The organism is Thalassococcus halodurans, assembly GCF_900108225.1.
In the GTDB taxonomy this organism is placed as follows: domain Bacteria; phylum Pseudomonadota; class Alphaproteobacteria; order Rhodobacterales; family Rhodobacteraceae; genus Thalassococcus; species Thalassococcus halodurans.
Window position 1 is genome coordinate 19,259 of sequence record NZ_FNUZ01000011.1, and the last position, 22,966, is coordinate 42,224.

General features: G+C 58.2%; 18 protein-coding genes and 1 pseudogene. 5 read left to right on the forward strand and 14 right to left on the reverse strand.

Annotated elements, in window-relative coordinates; all coding sequences use genetic code 11:
- Positions 1-158 precede the first annotated feature (158 nt).
- Complete coding sequence (locus C4S59_RS19245) at positions 159-665, forward strand: sigma-70 family RNA polymerase sigma factor (protein ID WP_234994842.1); 507 nt, start codon at positions 159-161, stop codon at positions 663-665.
- A 13-nt stretch (positions 666-678) separates the two neighbouring features.
- A complete protein-coding gene (locus C4S59_RS19250; protein ID WP_103911976.1) occupies positions 679-1,317 on the forward strand; it encodes a ChrR family anti-sigma-E factor in 639 nt (212 codons plus the stop codon).
- A gap of 77 nt (positions 1,318-1,394) precedes the next feature.
- Here C4S59_RS19250 and C4S59_RS19255 read toward each other — a convergent pair whose 3' ends face one another.
- The 7 genes from C4S59_RS19255 to C4S59_RS19285 all read right to left on the reverse strand — a co-directional run bounded on the left by C4S59_RS19255 (position 1,395) and on the right by C4S59_RS19285 (position 12,165).
- Positions 1,395-1,601 (reverse strand): cold-shock protein, encoded by a 207-nt coding sequence (locus C4S59_RS19255; RefSeq protein WP_103911977.1) that lies wholly within the window; start codon positions 1,599-1,601, stop codon positions 1,395-1,397.
- Positions 1,602-1,840: 239 nt separating this feature from the next.
- Positions 1,841-3,574, reverse strand: coding sequence for a dihydrolipoyl dehydrogenase (lpdA, locus tag C4S59_RS19260; protein ID WP_103911978.1), 1,734 nt, complete (start codon positions 3,572-3,574; stop codon positions 1,841-1,843).
- A gap of 13 nt (positions 3,575-3,587) precedes the next feature.
- Positions 3,588-4,850 carry a dihydrolipoyllysine-residue acetyltransferase gene (gene aceF, locus C4S59_RS19265; protein WP_103911979.1) on the reverse strand — a complete coding sequence of 421 codons (1,263 nt, stop codon included), beginning with the start codon at positions 4,848-4,850 and terminating at the stop codon, positions 3,588-3,590.
- A 25-nt stretch (positions 4,851-4,875) separates the two neighbouring features.
- Entirely contained in the window at positions 4,876-7,533 is a 2,658-nt protein-coding gene (gene aceE / locus C4S59_RS19270; protein ID WP_103911980.1) for a pyruvate dehydrogenase (acetyl-transferring), homodimeric type, read from the reverse strand.
- Between the two features lie 340 nt (positions 7,534-7,873).
- A complete protein-coding gene (locus C4S59_RS19275; protein ID WP_103911981.1) occupies positions 7,874-9,037 on the reverse strand; it encodes a DNA recombination protein RmuC in 1,164 nt (387 codons plus the stop codon).
- Positions 9,034-10,881, reverse strand: coding sequence for a DNA mismatch repair endonuclease MutL (gene mutL / locus C4S59_RS19280; RefSeq protein ID WP_103911982.1), 1,848 nt, complete (start codon positions 10,879-10,881; stop codon positions 9,034-9,036). Before mutL ends, C4S59_RS19275 begins: the two co-directional genes overlap by 4 nt.
- Positions 10,882-10,935: 54 nt before the next feature.
- Positions 10,936-12,165, reverse strand: a complete 1,230-nt coding sequence (locus C4S59_RS19285) for a urate hydroxylase PuuD (protein WP_103911983.1) — start codon at positions 12,163-12,165, stop codon at positions 10,936-10,938.
- Positions 12,166-12,266: 101 nt separating this feature from the next.
- Here C4S59_RS19285 and C4S59_RS19290 point away from each other — a divergent pair, with 101 nt between their 5' ends.
- On the forward strand, positions 12,267-13,190 hold the full coding sequence (locus tag C4S59_RS19290) for a LysR family transcriptional regulator (protein WP_103911984.1): 924 nt from the start codon (positions 12,267-12,269) through the stop codon (positions 13,188-13,190).
- Between the two features lie 62 nt (positions 13,191-13,252).
- On the opposite strand, the gene C4S59_RS19295 is transcribed toward C4S59_RS19290, so the two are convergent.
- The 6 genes from C4S59_RS19295 to C4S59_RS19320 form a co-directional block, all read right to left on the reverse strand.
- Positions 13,253-14,221, reverse strand: a complete 969-nt coding sequence (locus C4S59_RS19295; protein WP_103911985.1) for a 2-hydroxyacid dehydrogenase — start codon at positions 14,219-14,221, stop codon at positions 13,253-13,255.
- A 1-nt stretch (position 14,222) separates the two neighbouring features.
- Positions 14,223-15,122 carry a succinate--CoA ligase subunit alpha gene (gene sucD / locus C4S59_RS19300; protein WP_103911986.1) on the reverse strand — a complete coding sequence of 300 codons (900 nt, stop codon included), beginning with the start codon at positions 15,120-15,122 and terminating at the stop codon, positions 14,223-14,225.
- 12 nt (positions 15,123-15,134) lie between these two features.
- The gene (locus C4S59_RS19305) at positions 15,135-16,313 is read right to left on the reverse strand and encodes a malate--CoA ligase subunit beta (protein WP_103911987.1); all 1,179 of its coding nucleotides are present in this window, start codon (positions 16,311-16,313) and stop codon (positions 15,135-15,137) included.
- An 11-nt stretch (positions 16,314-16,324) separates the two neighbouring features.
- Positions 16,325-17,269 carry an HpcH/HpaI aldolase/citrate lyase family protein gene (locus C4S59_RS19310; protein WP_103911988.1) on the reverse strand — a complete coding sequence of 315 codons (945 nt, stop codon included), beginning with the start codon at positions 17,267-17,269 and terminating at the stop codon, positions 16,325-16,327.
- A gap of 36 nt (positions 17,270-17,305) precedes the next feature.
- Positions 17,306-18,499 (reverse strand): aminotransferase class V-fold PLP-dependent enzyme, encoded by a 1,194-nt coding sequence (locus C4S59_RS19315; RefSeq protein ID WP_103911989.1) that lies wholly within the window; start codon positions 18,497-18,499, stop codon positions 17,306-17,308.
- Between the two features lie 324 nt (positions 18,500-18,823).
- Positions 18,824-19,456: a response regulator transcription factor gene (locus C4S59_RS19320; protein ID WP_103911990.1), complete on the reverse strand. Its 633-nt coding sequence runs from the start codon at positions 19,454-19,456 to the stop codon at positions 18,824-18,826.
- Between the two features lie 295 nt (positions 19,457-19,751).
- Here C4S59_RS19320 and C4S59_RS19325 point away from each other — a divergent pair, with 295 nt between their 5' ends.
- A complete protein-coding gene (locus tag C4S59_RS19325; protein ID WP_103911991.1) occupies positions 19,752-21,428 on the forward strand; it encodes a formate--tetrahydrofolate ligase in 1,677 nt (558 codons plus the stop codon).
- A gap of 43 nt (positions 21,429-21,471) precedes the next feature.
- Positions 21,472-22,365 carry a bifunctional methylenetetrahydrofolate dehydrogenase/methenyltetrahydrofolate cyclohydrolase FolD gene (folD, locus tag C4S59_RS19330; RefSeq protein ID WP_103911992.1) on the forward strand — a complete coding sequence of 298 codons (894 nt, stop codon included), beginning with the start codon at positions 21,472-21,474 and terminating at the stop codon, positions 22,363-22,365.
- Between the two features lie 124 nt (positions 22,366-22,489).
- Here the strand turns inward: folD and glyA are convergent.
- Positions 22,490-22,966, reverse strand: a pseudogene (gene glyA / locus C4S59_RS19335) (serine hydroxymethyltransferase); the annotation flags it as partial.

Consider the following 22,966-nt stretch of genomic DNA (forward strand, 5'->3'; position numbering starts at 1 on the left):
AAGGCGGCGCCCGCCGTAACACCTTCATGTTTCGGATCGATCACGATACAGATGGTTGTACTGCACCCGCACCTGCGGTGTGCTGCCCTGCGCCCGCAAAGGCCAAAAGGACAGTCGTCGACGTGAAAGAGGACAACCACGGTTACTGGATCGACCAGATGCGTCGCATCAGTGAGAACCGCGATGAAGACGCCTTCGTTGCGCTGTTCCAGCATTTTGCGCCGCGGATGAAATCGTTCCTCATGCGGTCCGGATCAGACAACGCACTGGCCGAAGAGATCGTGCAGGATGTGATGACAACCGTCTGGCGCAAAGCCCATCTGTTCAATCCAACCCGCGCCAGTGTGTCGACGTGGATCTACACCATCGCGCGGAATCGCCGCGTGGATCTGATCCGTCGTCAAAAACGGCCCGAGCCCGAGGATCTGCCTTGGGGTCCGGAACAGGAACCTGACCAGACCGATGTGATTGGTCTGCAGCAAGAAAGCGAACAACTGGGTGCGGCTTTGTCCGCGCTCCCCGAAAAACAAAGAATTTTGATCGAAAAGGCCTATTTCGGCGATCTGTCACACGGAGAGATTGCCGCAGAAACAGGCCTGCCATTGGGCACGATCAAATCGCGAATACGGCTTGCGCTGGATCGCCTGCGCCACGCCATGAGTTGAACGAGGCACTGCCATGATCAAACACCATCTGACCGAAGACCTATTGATGGCCTACTCTGCCGGCGCTTTGTCCGAAGCGTTCAGCCTGGCCGTTGCCACGCATATTTCGCTTTGCGACGAATGCCGCGCAGCAGCCGAAAGCTACGACGCCGTGGGCGGTGCAGTCATGGTCAGCACGGACGCAGCACCTGTGTCTGATTCCTGCCTGTCGAATACCTTGGCGGCGATCCGCGATGCAGATGTCGAGGCACCAACGCCACGCATGAAAGACGCCGTTCTACCCAGCCCGCTGGCGGAATACGTCGGCGGTGGTCTGGATAAGATCAAATGGAAGTCCGCCGGCATGGGCGTGAAGCAGGCCGTTTTGGCGACCAATGACGACGCGGTGGCGCGGCTTCTGTATATTCCCGCTGGTACGGCTGTGCCGGATCACGGCCACGGCGGACTGGAACTGACGTGCGTGCTTCAGGGCGCGTTCCGCGACGAAGATATGCGCTTTGCCCGTGGCGATATCGAGGTCGCCACAGAAGAGGTCGACCACACCCCAATCGCCGATATTTCCGAGGACTGCATCTGCCTTGCGGTGACCGATGCACCGCTGAAATTCAAAGGCTGGCTGCCGCGACTGGCGCAGCCGTTCTTGGGCATCTGACCCAAATCATAAGTACCCAAACAAAAAAGGGGCGCGCCGACCGGCACGCCCCGTTTTTTTGCGTATCTAAGCGCGGCTTATGCCAGCGCCAGATCAACCGCGGATTCGCGACCGTTGCGGCCAGCTTCGATTTCGAAGGTCACAGCCTGACCGTCTTGCAGATCACGGATGCCTGCGCGTTCCAGAGCTGTGATGTGTACGAATACGTCCTTCGCGCCACCTTCGGGTGCGATGAAGCCGTAGCCTTTAGTTGTGTTGAACCATTTCACGGTGCCCTTAGCCATCGTGTCATTCCTTTTCATAAATACTGCCCACGGAATGTGGCAGTCCGGCTTGTCAGATCGATAGGCAGCTGACAACGGTAAAGGAAGCAGGATGCGGGTCGGTATAACGTAGCGGCTTTCTACTTAGTGATTTTTACCAAAAAAGCAAGAATATTCGCGTGTATCCTTAGATCGCCAGACACGCAAAAGGCCCCACATCGGGGGCCTTTTATTTCGTTTATTAACAACGCTGTCCCGCGTTAGTGCCGCTTTTTCGGCGGGATCAGGTCGGTGATCGTGCCTTCGAACATCTCGGCTGCAAAGTTCACCGTCTCCGACAGAGTCGGGTGCGGGTGAATCGTGTGGCCAAGGTCCACGGCGTCTGCGCCCATCTCGATCGCCAGCGCCACTTCTGCGATCAGATCGCCTGCGTTGGTACCAACAATTGCCGCGCCAACAACGCGTTGATCATCGGGATTGAACAGCAGTTTTGTGATGCCCTCGGAACGGCCGTTCGACAGGCTTTTGCCCGACGCGGCCCAAGGGAAGACGCCCTTTTCAACCTTGACGCCCTGCGCTTTGGCCTGTGTTTCTGTCATGCCAACCCAAGCGACCTCGGGATCGGTGTAGGCGACCGACGGAATCACCATCGCGTCGAAAGCACGCTTTTCGCCAGAGGCCACTTCGGCAGCAACCTTACCTTCGTGAACGGCCTTGTGCGCCAGCATCGGCTGACCCACGACATCACCGATCGCAAAGATATGCGACACGCCAGTGCGCTGCTGGTTGTCCACGGCGATAAAGCCACGGTCATCCACCGCCACACCTGCGTTTGCAGCATCAATCAGCTTGCCATTCGGCTTACGGCCCACGGCGACCAGAACCTTGTCGAAGGTGTCGCTAAAGCTTTTGCCGGTGTCATCTTCGAACGTCACCTTCAGGCCTTCGTCCAGCGCCTCGACGGCGGTGACTTTGGTCTTCAAGAAGATGTTTTCGTAACGCCCTTTGATGCGCTGCATCAGAGGTTTGACGATATCCTTGTCAGCGCCCGGAATGATCTGGTCCATCAGTTCGACGACCGTCACCTTCGAGCCCAGCGCATCGTAAACGCAGGCCATTTCCAAACCGATGATGCCACCGCCCAGAACCAGCATCCGGCCAGGGATGTCTTTCAGTTCCAGCGCGCCAGTGGAATCGATCACGCGCGGATCATCGTGCGGGATGAACGGCAGCGCGACGGGTTCAGAACCCGCTGCAATGATGCACTGGTCAAAGGACACGTTGGTCGTGCCATCGGCACCCTCAACCGCAATCATGTTCGGTCCGGTGAACTTACCGTAACCTTTGACAACCTTCACCTTCCGGCCTTTCGCAAGGCCATCCAGACCGCCCGTCAATTTCCCAACGACCGAGTCCTTGAAAGCGCGCAGTTCGTCCAGATCAATCTCGGGCTTGGCGAATGTCACACCGTGGGCCGACATTTCCTCGGCTTCGGTAATCACCTTGGCCACGTGCAGCAGCGCCTTGGACGGGATACAACCGACGTTCAGGCACACACCGCCAAGCGAGTTGTTGGCTTCGATCAGGACAACATTCTTGCCAAGATCCGCCGCGCGGAACGCAGCAGTATAGCCGCCTGGGCCAGAGCCCAGAACAACAACTTCGCCATGCACGTCACCTTTGCCGGTGGCGGTGCCTGCGGCCTCAACAGCCTTAGGCGCCTCAGTCTTGGGGGCCTCTTTCGGTGCTTCCGCAGGCGCGTCTTCTGCGCCTTCCAGAACAATGATCACGTCGCCTTGGCTGACTTTGTCGCCTTCGCTGACCTTGATCTCGGCAACCTTACCAGCGGCGGGCGATGGCACTTCCATCGTTGCCTTGTCGCTTTCCAGTTCCAGAAGCGGGTCTTCTTCGGCCACGGTGTCGCCCACGCTGACCAGAATGGTCACAACAGGCACGTCCTTGAAATCGCCGATATCGGGTACTTTGACTTCCATCAGATCAACCCCCTTACAGCATCAACCGGCGCGCATCGGCCAGCAGGTATTTCAGGTGGGCTGCGAAACGGGCTGCCAGTGCGCCGTCGATTGCACGGTGGTCATAAGACAGCGACATCGGCAGCATGTTGCGCGGCACGAACTGTTCGCCATCCCAAACCGGCGCCATTTTGGACCGCGTCAGGCCAAGGATCGCGACCTCGGGTGCGTTGACGATGGGGGTAAAGCTGGTGCCACCGATTCCGCCCAGGGACGAAATCGTAAAGGTCGCGCCCTGCATCTGATCGCCTTTCAGCTTACCATCACGGGCAGCGGCGGACAGATCGCCCAGTTCCTTGGAAATCTCGACGATGCCTTTGCGATCCGCATCCTTGATGACCGGAACAACCAGACCGTTGGGCGTGTCAGCCGCAAAGCCGATGTTGTAGTAGCTTTTCTTGATCAGCTTGTCGCCATCAGGGTGGATGGACGAGTTGAATTCCCAGTGCTTCTTCAGCGCGGAAACCGATGCCTTGATCACAAAGGACAGCAGGGTCACGCGGTAGCCTTCGGCCTTCGCCTCGGTGTCCAGTTCCTTGCGGTACTTGTCCAACTCGGTGATGTCGGCTTCTTCATTGTGGGTGACATGCGGAATGTTCAGCCACGAACGGTGCAGCGCAGGACCCGAGATCTTTTTGATGCGGCTCATGTCCACATCTTCGACGGGGCCGAATTTCGAGAAATCGACAGCGGGGATCGGCGGGATGCCCATGCCGCCCTGTGCGGATGCGCCGCCACCAGCGGGGGCTGCTTGCGATTTAAGGGCTTTCTCCACGTCTTCACGCAAGATCCGGCCCTTCCGGCCAGAACCGTTGACCGACGCCAGATCAATTTCCACTCGACGGGCAAATGCACGTACCGACGGGGACGCATGAACCTTCGAGAAACCGGCGTCTGTGACGGGCGCCGCAGCGGCGGGGGCCGGTGCAGAGGCCGCCGCAGGGGCGGGTGCAGCCGCCGCGGGTGCTTCGGCCTTGGGTTCTTCCTTGGCCGCGCCCGCGTCTGCCGCGTCGATGATCATGATCACATCGCCTTGGGAAACGTTGTCGCCCTCGGCAACCTTGATCTCTTTGATCGTACCGGCGTGGCTGGACGGAACTTCCATCGTCGCCTTGTCGCTTTCCAATTCGATCAGCGGGTCTTCTTCGGCCACGGTATCACCCACGCTGACCAGAATGGTCACGACGGGTACGTCTTTGAAATCGCCGATATCGGGAACTTTAACTTCGGTTGTCATATCAAATGTCTCCTCGGGTCCGCGATCAGCTCAGGCGCGGGTTCGGCTTGTTGCCGTCGATGTCATATTTTTTCAGGGCGGCTTGCAGGTCCTTCTCGGACACGACGCCTTCACGATAGAGATCCACCATCGCGGCAGCCGCGATATGGTTTGCGTCGACCTCGAAGAAGCGGCGCAGGTTCACACGGCTGTCCGAGCGGCCGAAACCGTCGGTGCCCAGAACGGTGTAACGTCCGGGAACACAGGCACGAACCTGTTCCGCGTAGTTCTTCATGTAGTCGGTCGCCGCAATGAACGGACCTTTCGCACCTTTCAGTGCTTTCGCGATGTAGGGTACTTTTTCTTCGCCCAGCGGGTTCAAACGGTTGTGGCGTGCCGCATCCTGACAGTCGCGGGCCAGTTCGTTGAACGACGTGGCCGACCAGATGTCGGATGTGACGCCAAAGTCTGCCTTCAGCATTTCCGCCGCTTTGATCGCCTGCACAAGGATTGTGCCGGAACCGATCAGGTTGACGTGCTTCTTGGCCGGTTTGGCTGTCTTCTGCAGGCGGTAGATGCCCTTGATGATGCCTTCTTCCGCGCCCATCGGCATTTCGGGATGCTGATAGTTTTCGTTCATCAGCGTCAGGTAGAAGAACACGTCCTCCTGATCGACGAACATACGCTGAAGGCCGTGCTGTACGATCACCGCAACTTCGTAGCTGAAGGTCGGGTCGTAGCTGATGCAGTTCGGGATTGTGCCCGCCAGAATGTGGCTGTGACCATCTTCGTGCTGCAGACCTTCGCCGTTCAGCGTGGTACGGCCAGCAGTACCGCCCAGCATGAAGCCACGCGCACGGCTGTCGCCTGCGGCCCATGCCAGATCGCCGATCCGCTGGAAGCCGAACATCGAATAATAGATGTAGAACGGGATCATCGGAACGCCGTGGTTCGAATAGGATGTCGCCGCAGCGATCCAGTCGGCCATCGCGCCCGCTTCGTTGATGCCTTCCTGCAGAACCTGACCTGTGATGGCTTCTTTGTAGAACATCATCTGGTCGCGGTCTTCGGGGGTATAGTTCTGACCCAGCGGGTTATAGATGCCCACCGAACGGAACAGACCTTCCATACCGAAGGTGCGGCTTTCGTCCGGGACAATCGGAACCACCTGTTTGCCGACCTTCTTGTCACGTAGCAGCGTGGTTAGAATGCGGACAAACGCCATTGTGGTGGAAATTTCGCGGTCGCCCGTGCTTTCCAGCTGACCTTTGAATGCGTCCAGTTTGGGGATTTCCAGCTTAGGCGCTTCGGTGTTCCGGACAGGGAACGCACCACCCAAATCTTTGCGGCGATCCGCCAGATAGGCTTTTTGCGCGTTGTTCAGGCTGACGAACGGAATGTCCTTTTCCAGCTCTTCGTCGGTCACAGGAATCCGGAACCGGTCGCGCATCGCCTTAAGCTGGTCGAATTGCATTTTCTTCTGCTGGTGCGTGGTGTTCTGGCCTTCGCCAGCGGTGCCCATGCCATAACCTTTGACGGTTTTGACCAGAAGTACGGTCGGCTGTCCCTTGGCCTCGGTCGCGCGTTTAAACGCGTTGTAGACCTTTTTCGGGTCATGGCCACCACGGCGCAGCGCCCAGATCTGATCGTCGGTCCAATCTTTGACCAGTTCCGCCGTCTCGGGGTATTTGCCAAAGAAATGTTCGCGGATGTACGCGCCGTCTTTGGATTTGAATGTCTGGTAATCACCGTCGATGGTTTCATCCATCAACTGGCGCAGCTTGCCGGACGTGTCGTTCTCCAGCAGTTCGTCCCAGCCTTTGCCCCAAAGAAGCTTGATCACATCCCAGCCGGAACCACGGAAGTTGCCTTCCAGTTCCTGAACGATCTTGCCGTTACCACGGACCGGACCATCAAGGCGCTGAAGGTTACAGTTCACAACGAAGATCAGGTTATCCAGACCTTCGCGCGCCGCCAGATGGATCGCACCAAGGCTTTCGGGTTCGTCCATTTCGCCATCGCCAAGGAAGGCCCAGACCTTGCGGTCGGACTTTTCGATCAGGCCACGGTTCTCCATGTATTTCATAAAGCGCGCTTGGTAGATCGCCATCAGCGGGCCAAGACCCATCGAAACCGTCGGGAACTGCCAGTAGTTCGGCATCAACCAAGGGTGGGGGTAAGACGACAGGCCGCCACCGGCGACCTCAGACCGGAAGTTTTCAAGTTCTTCCTGACTGATGCGGCCTTCCATAAAGGAACGCGCGTAGATGCCGGGCACGACGTGGCCCTGGAAGAACACCAGATCGCCGCCGTGAATGGCAGACTTGGACCGCCAGAAATGGTTCAGACCGACATCATACATTGAAGCCGCAGACGCGAAGGACGCGATGTGGCCGCCGTATTCGGAAGACACTTTGTTGCGCTTCACAACTGTCGCCATCGCGTTCCAACGGTTGATGGTGCGGATGCGCCATTCCATCTCGTTGTCGCCAGGCATCTCGACCTCGTCATCGGGCGAGATGGTGTTCTGGTACGGAGTCGTCGCAGAGAACGGCAGGTTCGCGCCTGCTGCGCGTGCCTGTTGAACTGCTTTATCCAAAAGAAAATGCGCGCGGTTCGGACCGTCGCGCTGGATCACGTCCTCGATCGCTTCCATCCACTCTTGGGATTCGACCGCGTCGATGTCGTTTTGGCTGTCTGTCATTGGCCCTCTTCCCTTTTTGGCGAGCCCCTCGCCATATAGTTCAGCGATAAACTATTATCGAAAAACCCACTAATGCTCTCGTTGAAAAAAGTGATACATCGCCGGAAGCGCGATCCCCTCCTCCTGAGAATCTTCGGAAATACCGATAACATTCTGCTCACCCCTGAGGCAGGGGCATAGCTGAGTAGCTTCTATGCGTCAAATGCATAGCTCAATATTGTTTAACGCTAAACATTATTCGGCATTTCATTCATATCATTGAAAAAACTTTTCGCGCGACAAAAAGTTCCAAGACACACGCCAGACCGGCGTGTGCACAACGTTTGAAGCAACTGTAGCGTTATTTTCTCTGAATCAGAGTGTTGATTGGAGCCTTGGCGTCAGGCTCGGCCAATTCTTCGAAATCGAAATTATCCAACCGGCGGGCGCGGCGACTCGCTTTGTCGGCGCTGATCTTAATCTCGGCCACGTCCTTGGCGGCCTGACCAAAATGACGGTCCAGGTTTTCGACACGCGACCCGAGACGATCCACATCTGCATAAAGCAACGACAGTTCGCGCCGGATCGCACCGGCCTGTTCCCGCATCCGCGCGTCCTTCAGGATCGCCCGCATGGTGTTCAGCGTGGCCATGCAGGTGGTCGGCGACACGATCCAGACACGGGCATCAAAACCGTCGCGCACCAGTTCGGGAAAGTTTGCGTGCAATTCGGCATAGACCGCCTCGGACGGCAGGAACATCAGCGCAGAGTCTGCCGTCTCGCCTTCGATGATGTACTTATCCTTGATGTCCTTAATGTGCTTGCGCACCGACAACCGCAGCATCTGCGCCGCGCGGTTCAACTGCTCCTGCGTTTCAGCCCCGCGCAGCTGTTCGTAGGCCTCCAACGGAAACTTGCTATCGATCACAATAGATCCCGGCGGATTGGGCAGGTCGATCAGACAATCGGCCCGCTTCCCGTTCGACAGGGTCGCTTGCAGTTTATAACTGTCTGACGGCAGCGCTTTGGACACGATATCGCGCAGTTGGATTTCCCCGAAGGCCCCGCGCGTTTGTTTGTTCGACAGGATATCCTGCAGCGACAACACATCGCCGGACAGCTTGGTGATGTTTTCCTGCGCCTTGTCGATTGCAGTCAGACGCTGCTGCAATTCACCCAAAGACTGCGCCGTGCGCCGCGCCGATCCGTGCAGGTTCACGTTCATGCGCTCCTGCACCTCGGACAAACGCTGCTCCATCAGTTGCAGCATGGCGGTCTGGCTTTGCGCCTGCGCCTCGGACACGTGGTGAAGACCTCCAGCCAACCGTTCCTGACCGTCCGACAGGCTTTGAACCCGCTGGCCCAACTGCATCATCTGTGACGCCATCGGATGCATCAGCTTGGCCGATCGCCCCGCCGCGCGCATCGTCAGGAACAGCATCAACAGAACCAGACCAACGCCCGCCATAACAGCCAGCACCACCGGATCAGACAGATTGATCTGAAGCTCTCCGATCTGGATCATGTGCGGCCGAACAGCCGTTCGATGTCTGCCAGCTTCAGTTCAACATAGGTCGGGCGACCATGGTTGCACTGGCCGGAATGGGGCGTTGCCTCCATCTCGCGCAGAAGGGCGTTCATTTCCTCGGCGCGCATCCAGCGGCCAGAACGGATCGAGCCATGGCACGCAACGCGGGACAGGATCGCCTCGATCTTTTCCTGAACAAGCTTGGACCCACCGAAATCGGCCAGTTCATCCAACACATCGCGCAGCAGTTTTTCGGCGTTCACCTCGCCCAGAATGGCAGGGGTTTCGCGCACGGCAATCGCACCGCCGCCGAAAGGTTCGATGGTCAGACCCATACGCGACAGATCATCGGCAATTTCAAGAAGCTGGTTCTGATCATCCGCCGAAAGCTCGATCACCTCGGGGATCAACAGGGCCTGCGCGGCGACGCCATTTTCGGCCAACTGCTTCTTCAGTTTTTCATAAACCAGACGTTCATGCGCGGCGTGCTGATCAACGATGACCATGCCATCCTGCGTCTGTGCGATGATGTAGTTTTCGTGCACCTGCCCCCGCGCGGCACCAAGGGGGCGATGTTCGACGGGCTCGGCCTGCGCAACCGGTTCAGGCGTTTCGATCACCGGTTCGACGCGGCCCGAATACTGGTTCTGCATTTCGGCAAAACCGGGGGCTTGCGCGGCATAGCTGGCGGCGCGGGCCATAGGCGACGGGCGATCCATTTGATAGATGCGCGGCTGGCTTGGCATCGGCTCGGGCCGCATCGCGCCAAGGGTGGCGCCCGCAACGGTGGTCGAGGCACGATGGCCCGCATCCGCCAAGGCATGGCGCAGCGCAGATACGATCAGACCACGCACCAGACCCGGATCACGGAAGCGGACGTCGGATTTGGCGGGGTGTACGTTCACATCGACCTTGTCCGGCGCGCAATCAACAAACAGCGCCACGGCAGGGTGACGATCACGACTGAGGAAGTCGGCATAAGCGCCGCGCAACGCGCCGATCAGTAGCTTGTCACGCACAGGACGGCCATTGACGAACAGATGCTGCGCCACGGCGGACCCGCGTGAATATGTCGGTAGGCCGGCATAGCCCGTCAGGCGGAACCCTTCGCGTTCGGCATCAACGGCGATGGCGTTATCGACGAATTCCGCCCCCATCACCTGCCCAAGACGACCCCGCAGGGCATCGAACAAATCACCCGTGACAGCATCAGCACGGAAGGTCACACGGCCTTCACCATCGCCCGACACATCGCGCAGGGTAAACCCGACCGAGGGTTCCGCCATAGCCAGACGTTTGACCACATCACTGATCGCCTGCATCTCGGCCCGATCCGTGCGCAGGAATTTCAGACGCGCGGGCGTGGCAAAGAACAGATCGCGCAGCGTGACGATGGTGCCGGTGTTGATCGCCGCCGGTTTGACAGGTTCCACGCGCCCGCCTGACACGGACAGTTCGCTCCCTTCGGCACCGGATACGCGGCTTTGGATCGTCAGACGACCAACAGCGCCCAGCGAAGGCAGCGCCTCGCCACGAAAGCCGAAGGAATGGATATTCAGCAGGTCCGAGCCATCAATCTTGGACGTGGCGTGGCGGGACAAGGCCAGCGGCAGTTCATCCTGGGGAATGCCCCAACCATCATCCGTGACGCGGATCAGAGTTTTGCCCCCGTCGGCGATATCAATCGAAATCCGGCGCGCGCCTGCGTCGATGGCATTTTCCACCAGCTCTTTGACCGCAGAGGCAGGGCGTTCAACCACCTCACCCGCCGCAATACGGTTGATGGCGGCATCGTCTAGTTGCCGGATTACAGGGCGCATATTGGGGGTGTGGGTGTTCATACCACGAAACCTAGCAGACAGATCGCGATTCTGAAAGCTGCGGTTTGGGTTGGTTTAGCTGCCTGCCCCACCCGTGGCAGCAGCGTACCACGCACGAATTGCGGCGCGTTCATCTTCTTCGACATAGGTCAGATTTGAGGGCGGCATGGCGTGGCTGATACCGGCCTGAAGATAGATCCCCTGCGCATTCACAGCGATGTCGGCAGAGGTTTCAAGACGCACATTCTTGGGGGCCCAAAGCAGCCCCGGCCAAACAGGTTCGGCAGCGTGACACATGGAACAGCGCCCCAACACGATATCTTGCACATGCTCAAACCCTTCAGCCTCGGCAAAGCGGGCGACGCCTGCGCTAACCTGTTCGTTGTCGGCTTTGAACAGGGGCGCAGTGGACAGCCACATGATGATCAGAAAGATCACCGCCGTGACAGGCCACGTCCACCACGGACGACCTTTGCGGGCATGCATAGTGTTAAAGAAATGCCTGATCGTGACGCCCATCAGGAACACAAGGCTGGCAATGATCCAGTTATATTCGGATGCAAAGGCCAACGGGTAGTGGTTGGACAGCATCAGGAAGATCACCGGCAGCGTGAGATAGTTGTTGTGGGTCGACCGCAGCTTGGCGATTTTGCCGTACTTCGCATCCGGCGTGCGCCCTGCGATCAGATCGGCCACCACGATACGCTGGTTCGGAATGATGATGTGGGCCACGTTGGCCGTCATGATCGTTGCCGTGAAGGCCCCAAGGTGCAGCAGCGCCGCGCGGCCTGTGAACACCTGCGTATAGCCCCACGCCATCACGACCAGCACAATGAACAGCAAAACCATCAGAACGGTCGGGCTGTCGCCCAAGCGCGATTTGCACAGCTGGTCGTAGATCACCCAGCCAATGACAAGCGATCCGAAGGACAGCCCAACCGCCTGCCATGTCGCCAGATCGGCCACGTTAGGGTCGATTAAGTAGAACTCGGCCCCGAAATAATAGACCACCGCCAATAGCGCAAAACCGGACAGCCATGTCGCGTAGCTTTCCCATTTGAACCAGACAAGGTCAGAGGGCATCGACTTGGGCGCGACCAGATATTTCTGGATGTGGTAGAATCCGCCACCATGCACCTGCCATTCTTCGCCATCCGCGCCAGAGGCCAGATTGCGATCACGGTGCAGACCCAGATCCAAAGCAATGAAGTAGAAAGACGACCCGATCCACGCGATCGCCGTGATCACGTGCAGCCAGCGCACCGCGAATTCGAGCCAGGCCCCCATGGCCGCGAGATCATACATTCTGGTCTCCTTACCGTCTTCGTCCAAGGCTATACGCTGGGCGACTTCCTTGTTAATCCTTGAAATGACGGAACAGCTTCAATGTCAGCAAGAAAATCACCATGGCCTATGTCACCAACCTCAGGATGTTCACGCGCGTCTATGAATTAGGCAGCATGAGCGCCGCTGCCCGCGATCAGCGCTGTTCGCCAGCGGTGGCCTCGGCACGCATCGCGGAGCTGGAAAAGCATCTGGGCGTGCGCCTGTTCAACCGGACAACGCGGTCTTTGAAGCCCACGGAACACGGGCGTTTGTTTTACGATGGTGCCTTGGGCATTCTTGATGCGATTTCCAGCGCCGAAGCGCGCGTGATGGAAGCGGCCCAAAGTCCGCGCGGTACGCTGTTCGTGTCGGCGCCCCTAGGGTTGGGTCGTCGTCTGATTGCGCCGTTGTTGCCTGAATTCCGGAAAAGCTATCCCGACATCGACGTGCGCCTGCGTCTGTCGGACCGCGTGGTCGACGTGGCCAGCGAAGGTTTGGACATGGCGTTTCATTTGGGTGTTCTGCAAGACAGCGATCTGAAGGTGCGCGTGGTCGCCGATGTGCCCCGCGTACTGGCCGCGTCGCCGGATTATATCGCGAAACGCGGCAACCCGGCGGATGGAGAGGCGCTGATCCGTGACAACCACGATTGCCTGAACCTTCGCTTTCCCGGTGCGCAGGAATTCCAGTGGACGTTGGAGACCACCAACGGGCCGAAGCGCTTTGCCATTCGCGGGCCTCTGGAATCGGACGACGGCGACGTTCTGACCGATTGGGCCTTGGCGGGCGCTGGGATAGTGATGAAGCCGCGGTTCGAGATTGCCCACCACCTTGCATCCGGCGCGCTGGTGCCCGTCGCCGAGGCATCGCCGCCTACAAAAATTCAGATGGCCTGTCTGCTGCCGTCACGGCGCCAGAAGGACCCCAAAGTCATTGTGTTTTCCGATTTCGTGATCGCGCGCTGCCGCAAGTTCATCGCTGACGGCCAAAGCGAAACCGTCTGACAAAAGAAAAGCGCCGCCAGTGGGAGTGCCGGCGGCGCGTGGGGCGGCTTGAAAGATAGGCATCAAGCCACTGGATTCGGAACGTCACGACCCGCAAAAAACGCATCAAGATTGTCGGCAACCATGTTGCCCATATCTTCGCGCGTTTCCGTCGTAGCACTGCCAAGGTGCGGCAGAAGAACGACGTTCTCCATGGACATCAGGGCCTCTGGCACGTTGGGTTCGCCGTCGAACACATCCAGTCCGGCACCTGCGATTTGTCCATTTTGCAATGCATGGATCAAAGCGTCTTGGTCAATTACATCGCCTCGGGCCGTATTGATCAACATGGCCTTTGGTCCCAATAGACGCAGTTTTTCCGCATCGATCATTTTGCTGTTCGCGCCGCCGCCGGGCATGTGCAGAGACACGACATCAGACGCTTTCAACACGGCATCGATGCTGTCCAGCGCTGTGGCTTCAAGCGCGCCCATTGCGTCCTGCGACACGGTTGATCGGTTGTAATAGACTACGTGCATGCCGAACGCGGCCTGCGCCCGCTGCGCCGTGGCAATACCGATCCGGCCCATGCCAACGATACCCAGCGTTTTGCCACGCAGGCGCGTGCCCATCAGATGGGTCGGACGCCAGCCTGTCCAGTTGCCGGACCGAACCTCACGCTCACCTTCGCCCGCACGACGGGCCAGCATCAGCATCAAAGTGATTGCAATGTCGGCGGTGCAGTCGGTCAGACAGCCGGGGGTGTTTGTGATGGTAAGACCGGCCGCGTGTGCCGCCGCAACGTCGATGTGGTTATAGCCAACGCCGAAATTACCGATGATTTGCGCCTTATGATCGCCGGTGAAAATCGACGCGGGCAGTTTGTCGGACACCGTCGGACAGATCGCATCGTATTCATTCAGCGCCGCACCGATTTCTTCAGGCGTCATAGGCGTGTCGGTGTCATTCAGCGTGACATCGTAGTCCCGCGCCAGTCGGGCTTCGACTGACGCGGGCCATTTTCTAGTCACGAGGACTTTTTTCTTTACCATCTCAGGCTGCTACTTTCTTTCCGGTCAGCACAGCTTCGACGATTTCGCCGAACGCCGCTGGGTTCGGGACAATTGTGTGACCCGCTTCGCGGATGATCTCAACCTTTTCCTGAGCGGACTCGCCGAAGGCGGACACGATCGCACCCGCATGGCCCATGCGCTTACCCTTGGGCGCAGACAGACCGGCGACATAGGCCATCAGCGGTTTTTTCATGTTGTCACGCGCCCATTCAGCGGCCTCGGCCTCTTGGGGGCCACCGATTTCACCGATCATCACAACCGCATCCGTGTTGGGATCGTTGTTGAACAGTTCAAGGCAGTCACGGAACGAGAAGCCGTTGATCGGGTCACCACCGATACCGATGGAGGTGGACACACCGATGCCGCGCGCCTTCATCTGGCTTGCAGCCTCATAGCCCAGCGTACCGGAACGGCCCACGATGCCCACACGACCCGGCATGTAGATGTGACCGGGCATGATGCCCATCATCGCTTCGCCGGGGGTGATGGAACCGGCGCAGTTGGGACCGGTCAGGATCATGCGATCCTCTTTCTTGTAGCGGCGCATGTACCGTTTTACGCGCATCATGTCCTGTGCGGGGATACCGTCAGTGATACAGACACAATATTTGATGCCTGCATCGGCAGCTTCCATGATCGAATCCGCCGCGAAGGGTGGTGGAACAAAGACGATGGACGCCTCGGCCCCTGTTTCCTGAACCGCGCCGCGCACAGTGTTGAAAACCGGTTTACCCAGATGCATCGCACCACCTTTGCCGGGCGTCACGCCGCCGACAACATTGGTGCCGTAGTCCATCATTTCCTGCGCATGGAACGTACCGATCTTACCGGTAAAGCCCTGCACCAGAACCTTGGTGTTCTTGTTCAAAAGAATTGACATTGTGGGGCCTCCTTACGCCGCTGCTTTCGTGGCTTTTTTCCATTCAGCGACCGAGTATTCGGCAGCTTCGGCCAAGGTATCGGCCACGATCACTGTGGGTGCTTTTTCGGCAAGAATCTTTTTGCCTTCTTCCACCTTCGTGCCCGACAGACGCACCACCAGCGGCACGTCTACGCCGACCTCGTCCAGTGCTTTGGCAACACCTTCGGCGACCCAGTCACAGCGGTTGATGCCCGCAAAGATGTTTACAAGGATCACCTTCACGTTCTTGTCCTGAAGGACCGCACGGAAGGATTTCGCCACACGTTCAGGGCTGGCACCGCCGCCGATATCAAGGAAGTTGGCAGGCTCGCCGCCCGCGATCTTGATCATATCGAGCGTCGCCATAGCGAGGCCCGCACCGTTGATGATGCAGCCGATTTCGCCATCCAGACCGACGTAGGACAGGCCACGATCCGACGCGAAGGTTTCGCGCGGGTCTTCCTGGCTTTTGTCGCGCAGCTCCATGATTTCGGGGCGACGGAAGGTGGCGTTTTCGTCAAACGACATCTTGCAGTCCAGCGCATAGACTTCGTCATTCGCGACGACCAACGGGTTGATTTCCAGCATCGACGCGTCGAAGTCGCGGAACACACGGTAGCAGCCCATGATGGTGCGAACGGCCTTGCCGATCAGTTTGCCTTCAAGGCCCAGACCAAACGCAATCTCGCGCGCTTGGAATTCCTGCATGCCAAGTCCCGGATCGACCGTTTGGCGCACAAGGCTGTCGGGTTCTTTTTCGGCGATCTCTTCGATCTCCATCCCGCCCGAACCCGAGGCCACGATCATGATCCGCTCTTCTTTGCGGTCCAGAACAAACCCCAGATAGATCTCGCGTTCGATCGGAACGGTTTCTTCGATATAAAGGCGGTTCACCAGCTTGCCCTGCGGGCCTGTCTGATGTGTCACCAGACGGCAGCCCAACAGCTTCTCAGCGGCTTCCTCGACCTCTTTCTCAGACCGACACAGGATGATGCCGCCGGCCTTACCACGGGCGCCGGAGTGAATTTGGGCCTTTACGACCCAAGCTTCACCACCGATTTCTGTTGCACGGTATGCCGCCTGTTCGGGGCTATACGCCAAGCCACCACGCGGCATACGGATGCCCTGCGTCGCCAAAAGTTCTTTGGCCTGATATTCATGAATATCCATGCTGTCCTCCCTTACGCGGCGCGTGCACGCAGCACTTCCTGAACAGCCAGGACGTTCTTGGCCATTTTTTCGGATGCGGCGTCGATCATTTTGCCATCAAGGCTGGCTGCGCCTTTGCCCTGCGCGGCAGCCTCTTCCAGCGCCACCAGAATGCGTTCGGCGCGCTGCACTTCGTCGTCGGTCGGCGAATATTCGTCGTTCGCCAATTCGATCTGGCTGGGGTGGATCGCCCACTTGCCTTCGATGCCCAGCGCAGCACCGCGCTTACACGCTGCACGGAAACCTTCGGGATCCGAGAAGTCGCCAAACGGGCCGTCGATGGGACGGATGCCATAGGCACGGCAGGCGGTTGTCATGCGCGACAGGGCAGCATGCCACTGGTCACCCGGATAGTTCGGGTTCAGACCACCGATGTTCACAGTGCGGGCCTTGTGGAAGGCTGCGTAATCGGCAACGCCAAAGTGCATCGCTTCAAGGCGCGACGGCGCGGCAGCGATGGCTTCGACATTGGCCATGCCCAGCGGCGTTTCGATCAGCGCCTCGATCCCGATCTTGTGGGTGAAGCCTTTGGCCATCTCGATCTGGTTGATCATCGCCTCGACCATATAGACGTCCTGCGGCAGGCCGACTTTGGGAATCAGAACGATATCAAGATTCTGTCCTGCCTGCTCAAGAACATCCACAACGTCGCGATACATGTAATGGGTATCCAGACCGTTGATGCGAACGCTGGTGATCTTGTTTTTGCCCTTCCAGTCGATGTCGTTCAGCAACTGGATGGCGTTCTTGCGGGCCTGTTCCTTGTCGTTGGGTGCAACTGCATCCTCAAGGTCAAGAAACACAACGTCTGCTGCGCTATCTGCAGCCTTTTCAACCATCGACGGGTTCGATGCCGGAACGGCCAAGGTAGAACGCTGAAGGCGTGTGCGGCGCATGCCGTGTACTGTGTGGCTCATAGTCTTACTTTCTATTCGGAATTTCCAAGGTGCCGCTTACGCGGCTGCCTTCGTGCCCGTCTGGACAGATGTATCGGTGAAATGACGGATGGCTGCGGCCACACCGGAACCGGCCTCGATATCCATGCCCACGTCGATCATCGACATCTCGGCAACAGACAGGGCGGTGGTGACCATGCCTTCGTTCATCCAGCCCAAATGGCCGATGCGGAAGACCTTTCCCATCAGCTTGGCCAGACCGGAACCCAGCGACGTGTTGTAGACATCGTAGGCGCGGGAAATGACGTGACGCGCATCAACGTTTTCCGGAACCACAATCGCGCTGACGGTGTCAGAGTACCACTTGGGGTCTTTGGCACACAGCTTCAGGCCCCAGGCATCAACAGCTGAACGCACGCCAGTGGCCAGACGGTTGTGGCGCGCCCAGACGTTTTCGATGCCTTCTTCCAGAAGGATGTCACAGCTGGTGTTCAGTCCGTGCAGCAACTGGGTCGCGGGTGTATACGGGAAATATCCATTGTCGTTGTGGGCAATCATGTCCTCAAACGAAAAGAACGTGCGCTGGTATTCGGCAGTCTTGTGCGCCTCAAGCGCCCATTTGGATACCGACAGAATACCCAGACCAGCAGGCAGCATGAATCCTTTCTGGGAACCGGATACTGCACAGTCGACACCCCAGGCATCCTGATCAAACTCGATAGAGCCGATGGACGAGACACCATCCACCATCAGCAACGCAGGGTGGTTCGCATCATCCAGCGCTGCACGGACGCCCTTGATGTCCGACGTTACGCCGGTTGCAGTTTCGTTGTGCGTCGCAAAAACGGCTTTGATCTCGTGGTTTTTGTCCGCTTTCAGCGCCATCGCGTACTTCTCGACAGGAACGCCCTCGCCCCATTCGCAATCGATGACTTCAACATCCAGACCGTAGCGCGTCGCCATGTCCACCCACAGGGTCGAGAACTGGCCGAAGCGGCTCATCAGAACCTTATCACCCGGGCTCAGCGTGTTCTGAATCGCCGCTTCCCATGCACCTGTGCCGGACGACGGGTAGATGAAAACGCGACCGGTCGAGTTCTTAAACAGCCGCGCGATTTTATCGAAAATCGGGCGCGTAAAATCCGGAAAATCGGATGCGCGCATGTCCTGCATGCACACGTTCATCGCCATGCGCACCTGTTCGGGCACGTTGGTCGGTCCGGGAATATATAGATGATTGTAGCCGGCCATGCGGGTCTCCTCCCTGAAAGCGAAAGCCTTATTCTGAGAATGAGGATGAGGCCGTGTTTGCTTTCGCGGAACACTCACGCGGATAGGAATGATACGCTTGGGGATGGGAAAGACCCTACCCATCTGGCCCTACCGGAATCTGCATGCAGTGACATGCAATCACTCTGGAAAAAGGGCTTTGCCCTCTTGGCCTTCGGCCAATTCACCCAAGGTATTTTTGGAAAGAAAATACACAATCCACGGGCGCACCCGAGGACGCGGCCAAAGGCCAAGGACGAGATAAACCTGTGCACGCGCAAGCGTGCCCAATTGGGTCAGGCTCCTCTACCCTTCCATTTCGCGGGAATAGATCGCCACCGCCATAGCGCGGTTTTTCACGCCGAGCTTTTCGTAAAGATTCTTCAGGTGATATTTGACCGTGTTTTCCGAAATGCCTGTCCGGTTCGCGATCTGCTGGTTGGTCCAACCGCGCGACAGCACTTCGACCAATTCCCTTTCGCGCACTGTCAGGTTCGCCAAAGGCGTGTCGTTGATCGTCGTCACATCGATGAACGGCACACAGATTCGCCCGTTCGCGACCGCATGGATAGTGTCGAACAGAACCGAAGGGTCGTCGAACTGATAGCAATAGCCCTGTGCCCCCAGACGCACTGCCTGTCGAACCGTTCCAAGGTCTCGATTGTTGGAAAAGATCGTCACCGGTTCCGACCGGCCCGCACCACGCCATTCACGCAGGATATCGGGCGCCGACAGATCAGCGGTTTGCCATGCAATAACAGCCACATCGAACGCTCCTTCCGGCACGTTCATCAACGCTGAACCCTGATCCGCGCTGCCCACCAGATCAAACCGCTGGTCAGACGCAAAACAGACGTTCAGAGCCGAAACCACGAGCGGGTTCGGTTCGATAAGAAACACGCGAACACTATTGGCTACATCATTAATTTGCACAGCCATGGTCCTCCTCAAAACCATGATCGGTGCTTTAGGTTGGTGATTCTCTTTGCCGGTGTCTACACCTTCTTTTGAATGTATCCCTCGGAAATCCAACGATTTTCTGCATACAACAGCACACAAACTGACACAGACTTCTGTCGTATTTGATCGCCAAGATGCCGCTGGAACGGGTAGGGAATGCCTACCATCTGGATATAAAATGATCCCCGGCTTGGCAGAAAACTGAACTTGCCATTGTGAGATACATGGCCGATGTGACTAATGGCCTAAACCGACCCCTGGGAGGATCAATTTTATGGCTTTTAAAACGGATATCGAGATCGCGCGCGAAGCAAAAAAGCGCCCAATTCAGGAAATTGGCGCTAAGCTTGATATCGCTCCGGAACACCTTCTTCCCTATGGGCACGACAAGGCAAAAGTTAGCCAGGACTTCATCAATTCCGTTCAAGATCAAGCTGATGGCAAGCTGATCCTTGTGACCGCGATCAACCCGACGCCTGCTGGCGAAGGCAAGACAACGACCACCGTTGGTCTTGGTGACGGCCTGAATGCGATCGGCAAAAAGGCCGCGATTTGTATCCGCGAAGCGTCGCTTGGACCGAACTTCGGGATGAAGGGTGGCGCGGCCGGTGGCGGCTATGCGCAGGTCGTTCCGATGGAGGATATGAACCTTCATTTCACCGGCGATTTCCATGCAATCACGTCGGCGCACAACCTGCTTTCGGCGATGATCGACAACCACATTTATTGGGGCAACGAGCTTGAGATCGACCAGCGCCGCGTCGTCTGGCGTCGTGTTCTGGACATGAACGATCGCGCGTTGCGACAGATCACCACATCCTTGGGCGGTGTGGCGAACGGCTTCCCGCGCGAAGCCGGTTTTGACATCACCGTGGCCTCTGAAGTCATGGCGATTCTGTGCCTTGCATCCGATCTGGACGACCTGCAGCGCCGTCTGGGCGACATGATCGTTGCCTACCGCCGCGACAAATCCCCTGTTTACTGCCGCGACATCAAAGCGGACGGCGCAATGACCGTTCTGCTGAAAGACGCGATGCAGCCGAACCTTGTGCAGACGCTGGAAAACAACCCAGCCTTTGTCCATGGCGGCCCGTTCGCGAACATCGCGCATGGCTGTAACTCGGTCATCGCGACGAAAACCGCTTTGAAACTGGCGGATTATGTTGTGACCGAAGCGGGCTTTGGTGCCGATCTGGGCGCCGAGAAGTTCCTGAACATCAAGTGCCGCAAGGCCGGTCTAGCTCCATCCTGTGTTGTCGTCGTCGCCACTGTCCGCGCGATGAAGATGAACGGCGGCGTGGCCAAGGCCGATCTGGGTGCGGAAAACGTCGACGCGGTCAACGCTGGCTGCCCGAACCTTGGTCGCCACATCGAAAACGTCAAAAGTTTTGGCGTGCCGGTTGTCGTGGGCATCAACCACTTTGCCGGTGACACCGATGCCGAAGTGCAGGCGGTCAAAGACTACGTCGCCAGCCAGGGTGCCGAAGCGATCCTGTGTAAACACTGGGCCGATGGCTCTGCCGGTATGACGGAAATGGCGACACGCGTGGCCGAAATTGCCGACAGCGATCAGTCCAAGTTCGAGGTTCTGTACCCCGACGACATGTCGCTGGCCGATAAGATCGACACCATCGCGCGCAAAATCTACCGCGCGGATCGTGCCGAAATCGACGGCAAGCTGCGTGCACAGCTGAAGGAATGGGAAGATCAGGGTTACGGCAACCTGCCCGTCTGTATGGCGAAAACGCAGTACAGCTTCTCGACCGATCCCAGCCAGCGCGGTGCGCCCACGGGCTTTACCATTCCGGTGAACGAGGTGCGCCTGTCCGCAGGTGCCGGTTTCGTCGTCGCGATCTGCGGCGGCATCATGACCATGCCCGGCCTGCCGCGCGTGCCGTCTGCGGAAAACATCCGACTTAACGACGAAGGGAATATCGAGGGCCTGTTCTAAGGCCCTTTTCCCTACGTCTTGAACGACAGTGAAGGAGAGTAAAATGACTGCTCAGGTGATCGATGGAAAGGCCTTTGCCGCCAAGGTGCGGGGCCGCGTTGCCGAAGAAGTGGCTGCGCTGAAAGAAGGGCACGGGATCACCCCCGGTCTGGCAGTTGTTCTGGTGGGCGAAGACCCTGCAAGTCAGGTCTACGTCCGGTCCAAGGGCAAACAGACGATCGAAGCGGGCATGAACTCTTTCGAGCACAAGCTGGATGCGGATACGACACAAGACGCGCTGCTGGCGCTGATTGGTCAGCTGAACGCAGATCCTGCCGTCCACGGCATTCTGGTTCAGCTTCCGCTTCCTGCGCATCTGGATAGCGAGTTGGTCATCAACTCGATCGACCCGGCCAAGGATGTGGACGGTTTCCACATCTCGAACGTGGGTCTGTTGGGCACAGGTCAGAAAAGCATGGTGCCCTGCACGCCGCTGGGCTGCCTGATGCTGCTGCGTGATCACCACGGGTCGCTGTCCGGTCTGAACGCTGTTGTGGTGGGCCGTTCGAACATCGTGGGCAAACCTATGGCGCAACTGCTGCTGGGCGATTCCTGCACCGTGACCATCGCGCATTCCCGCACCAAAGACCTGACCGAGGTCGTCAAACGCGCTGACATCGTTGTCGCCGCCGTTGGCCGCCCTGAAATGGTGACAGGCGACTGGATCAAACCGGGCGCGACTGTGATCGACGTGGGCATCAACCGCATCGACGCGGGCGAAGGCAAAACGCGTCTGGTCGGCGACTGCCACTATGACAGCTGTGCAGAAGTCGCTGGCGCGATCACACCGGTTCCGGGTGGTGTCGGCCCGATGACCATTGCGTGCCTTCTGGCGAACACAGTCACAGCCTGCTGCCGCGCCAATGGTTTGAAAGAGCCGCAGGGCCTGACGGCTTAAACGCCGCTTTACGCCTTAAGAAAAACGCCGCTGCCTTGTTCGCAGCGGCGTTTTTTTGTTGGGTATCTGATCGCAAAAAGCCCCCGTTGTTTGGGGGCTTTTTGTTTGTGGTTTTGTGACCCGATCAGAGGTTTGGGTAGATCGGGAATTTGGCGCAGAGTTGGGCGACTTCGGCTTTGACTTTGGCTTCGACCTCGCCGTTGCCGTCTTCGCCGTTCTCGCGCAGGCCATCGACCACTTCGATGATCCAGTCCGCGATCTGGCGGAACTCGGCCTCGCCGAAGCCGCGGGTGGTGCCGGCGGGCGAACCAAGGCGGATGCCGCTGGTGACCATCGGTTTTTCCGGATCAAACGGAACGCCGTTCTTGTTGCAGGTGATATGCGCGCGGCCCAGAGCCTTTTCGGTCGCGTTGCCTTTGACGCCTTTGGGGCGCAGGTCGACCAGCACGACGTGGGTGTCGGTGCCGTGTGTGACCGTGTCCAGACCGCCCTTGATCAGCTGGTCAGACAGCGCCTGCGCGTTCTTGATGACCTGCTGCTGGTAGGTTTTGAACGACGGGCGCAGCGCTTCGCCAAACGCAACCGCCTTGGCCGCGATCAC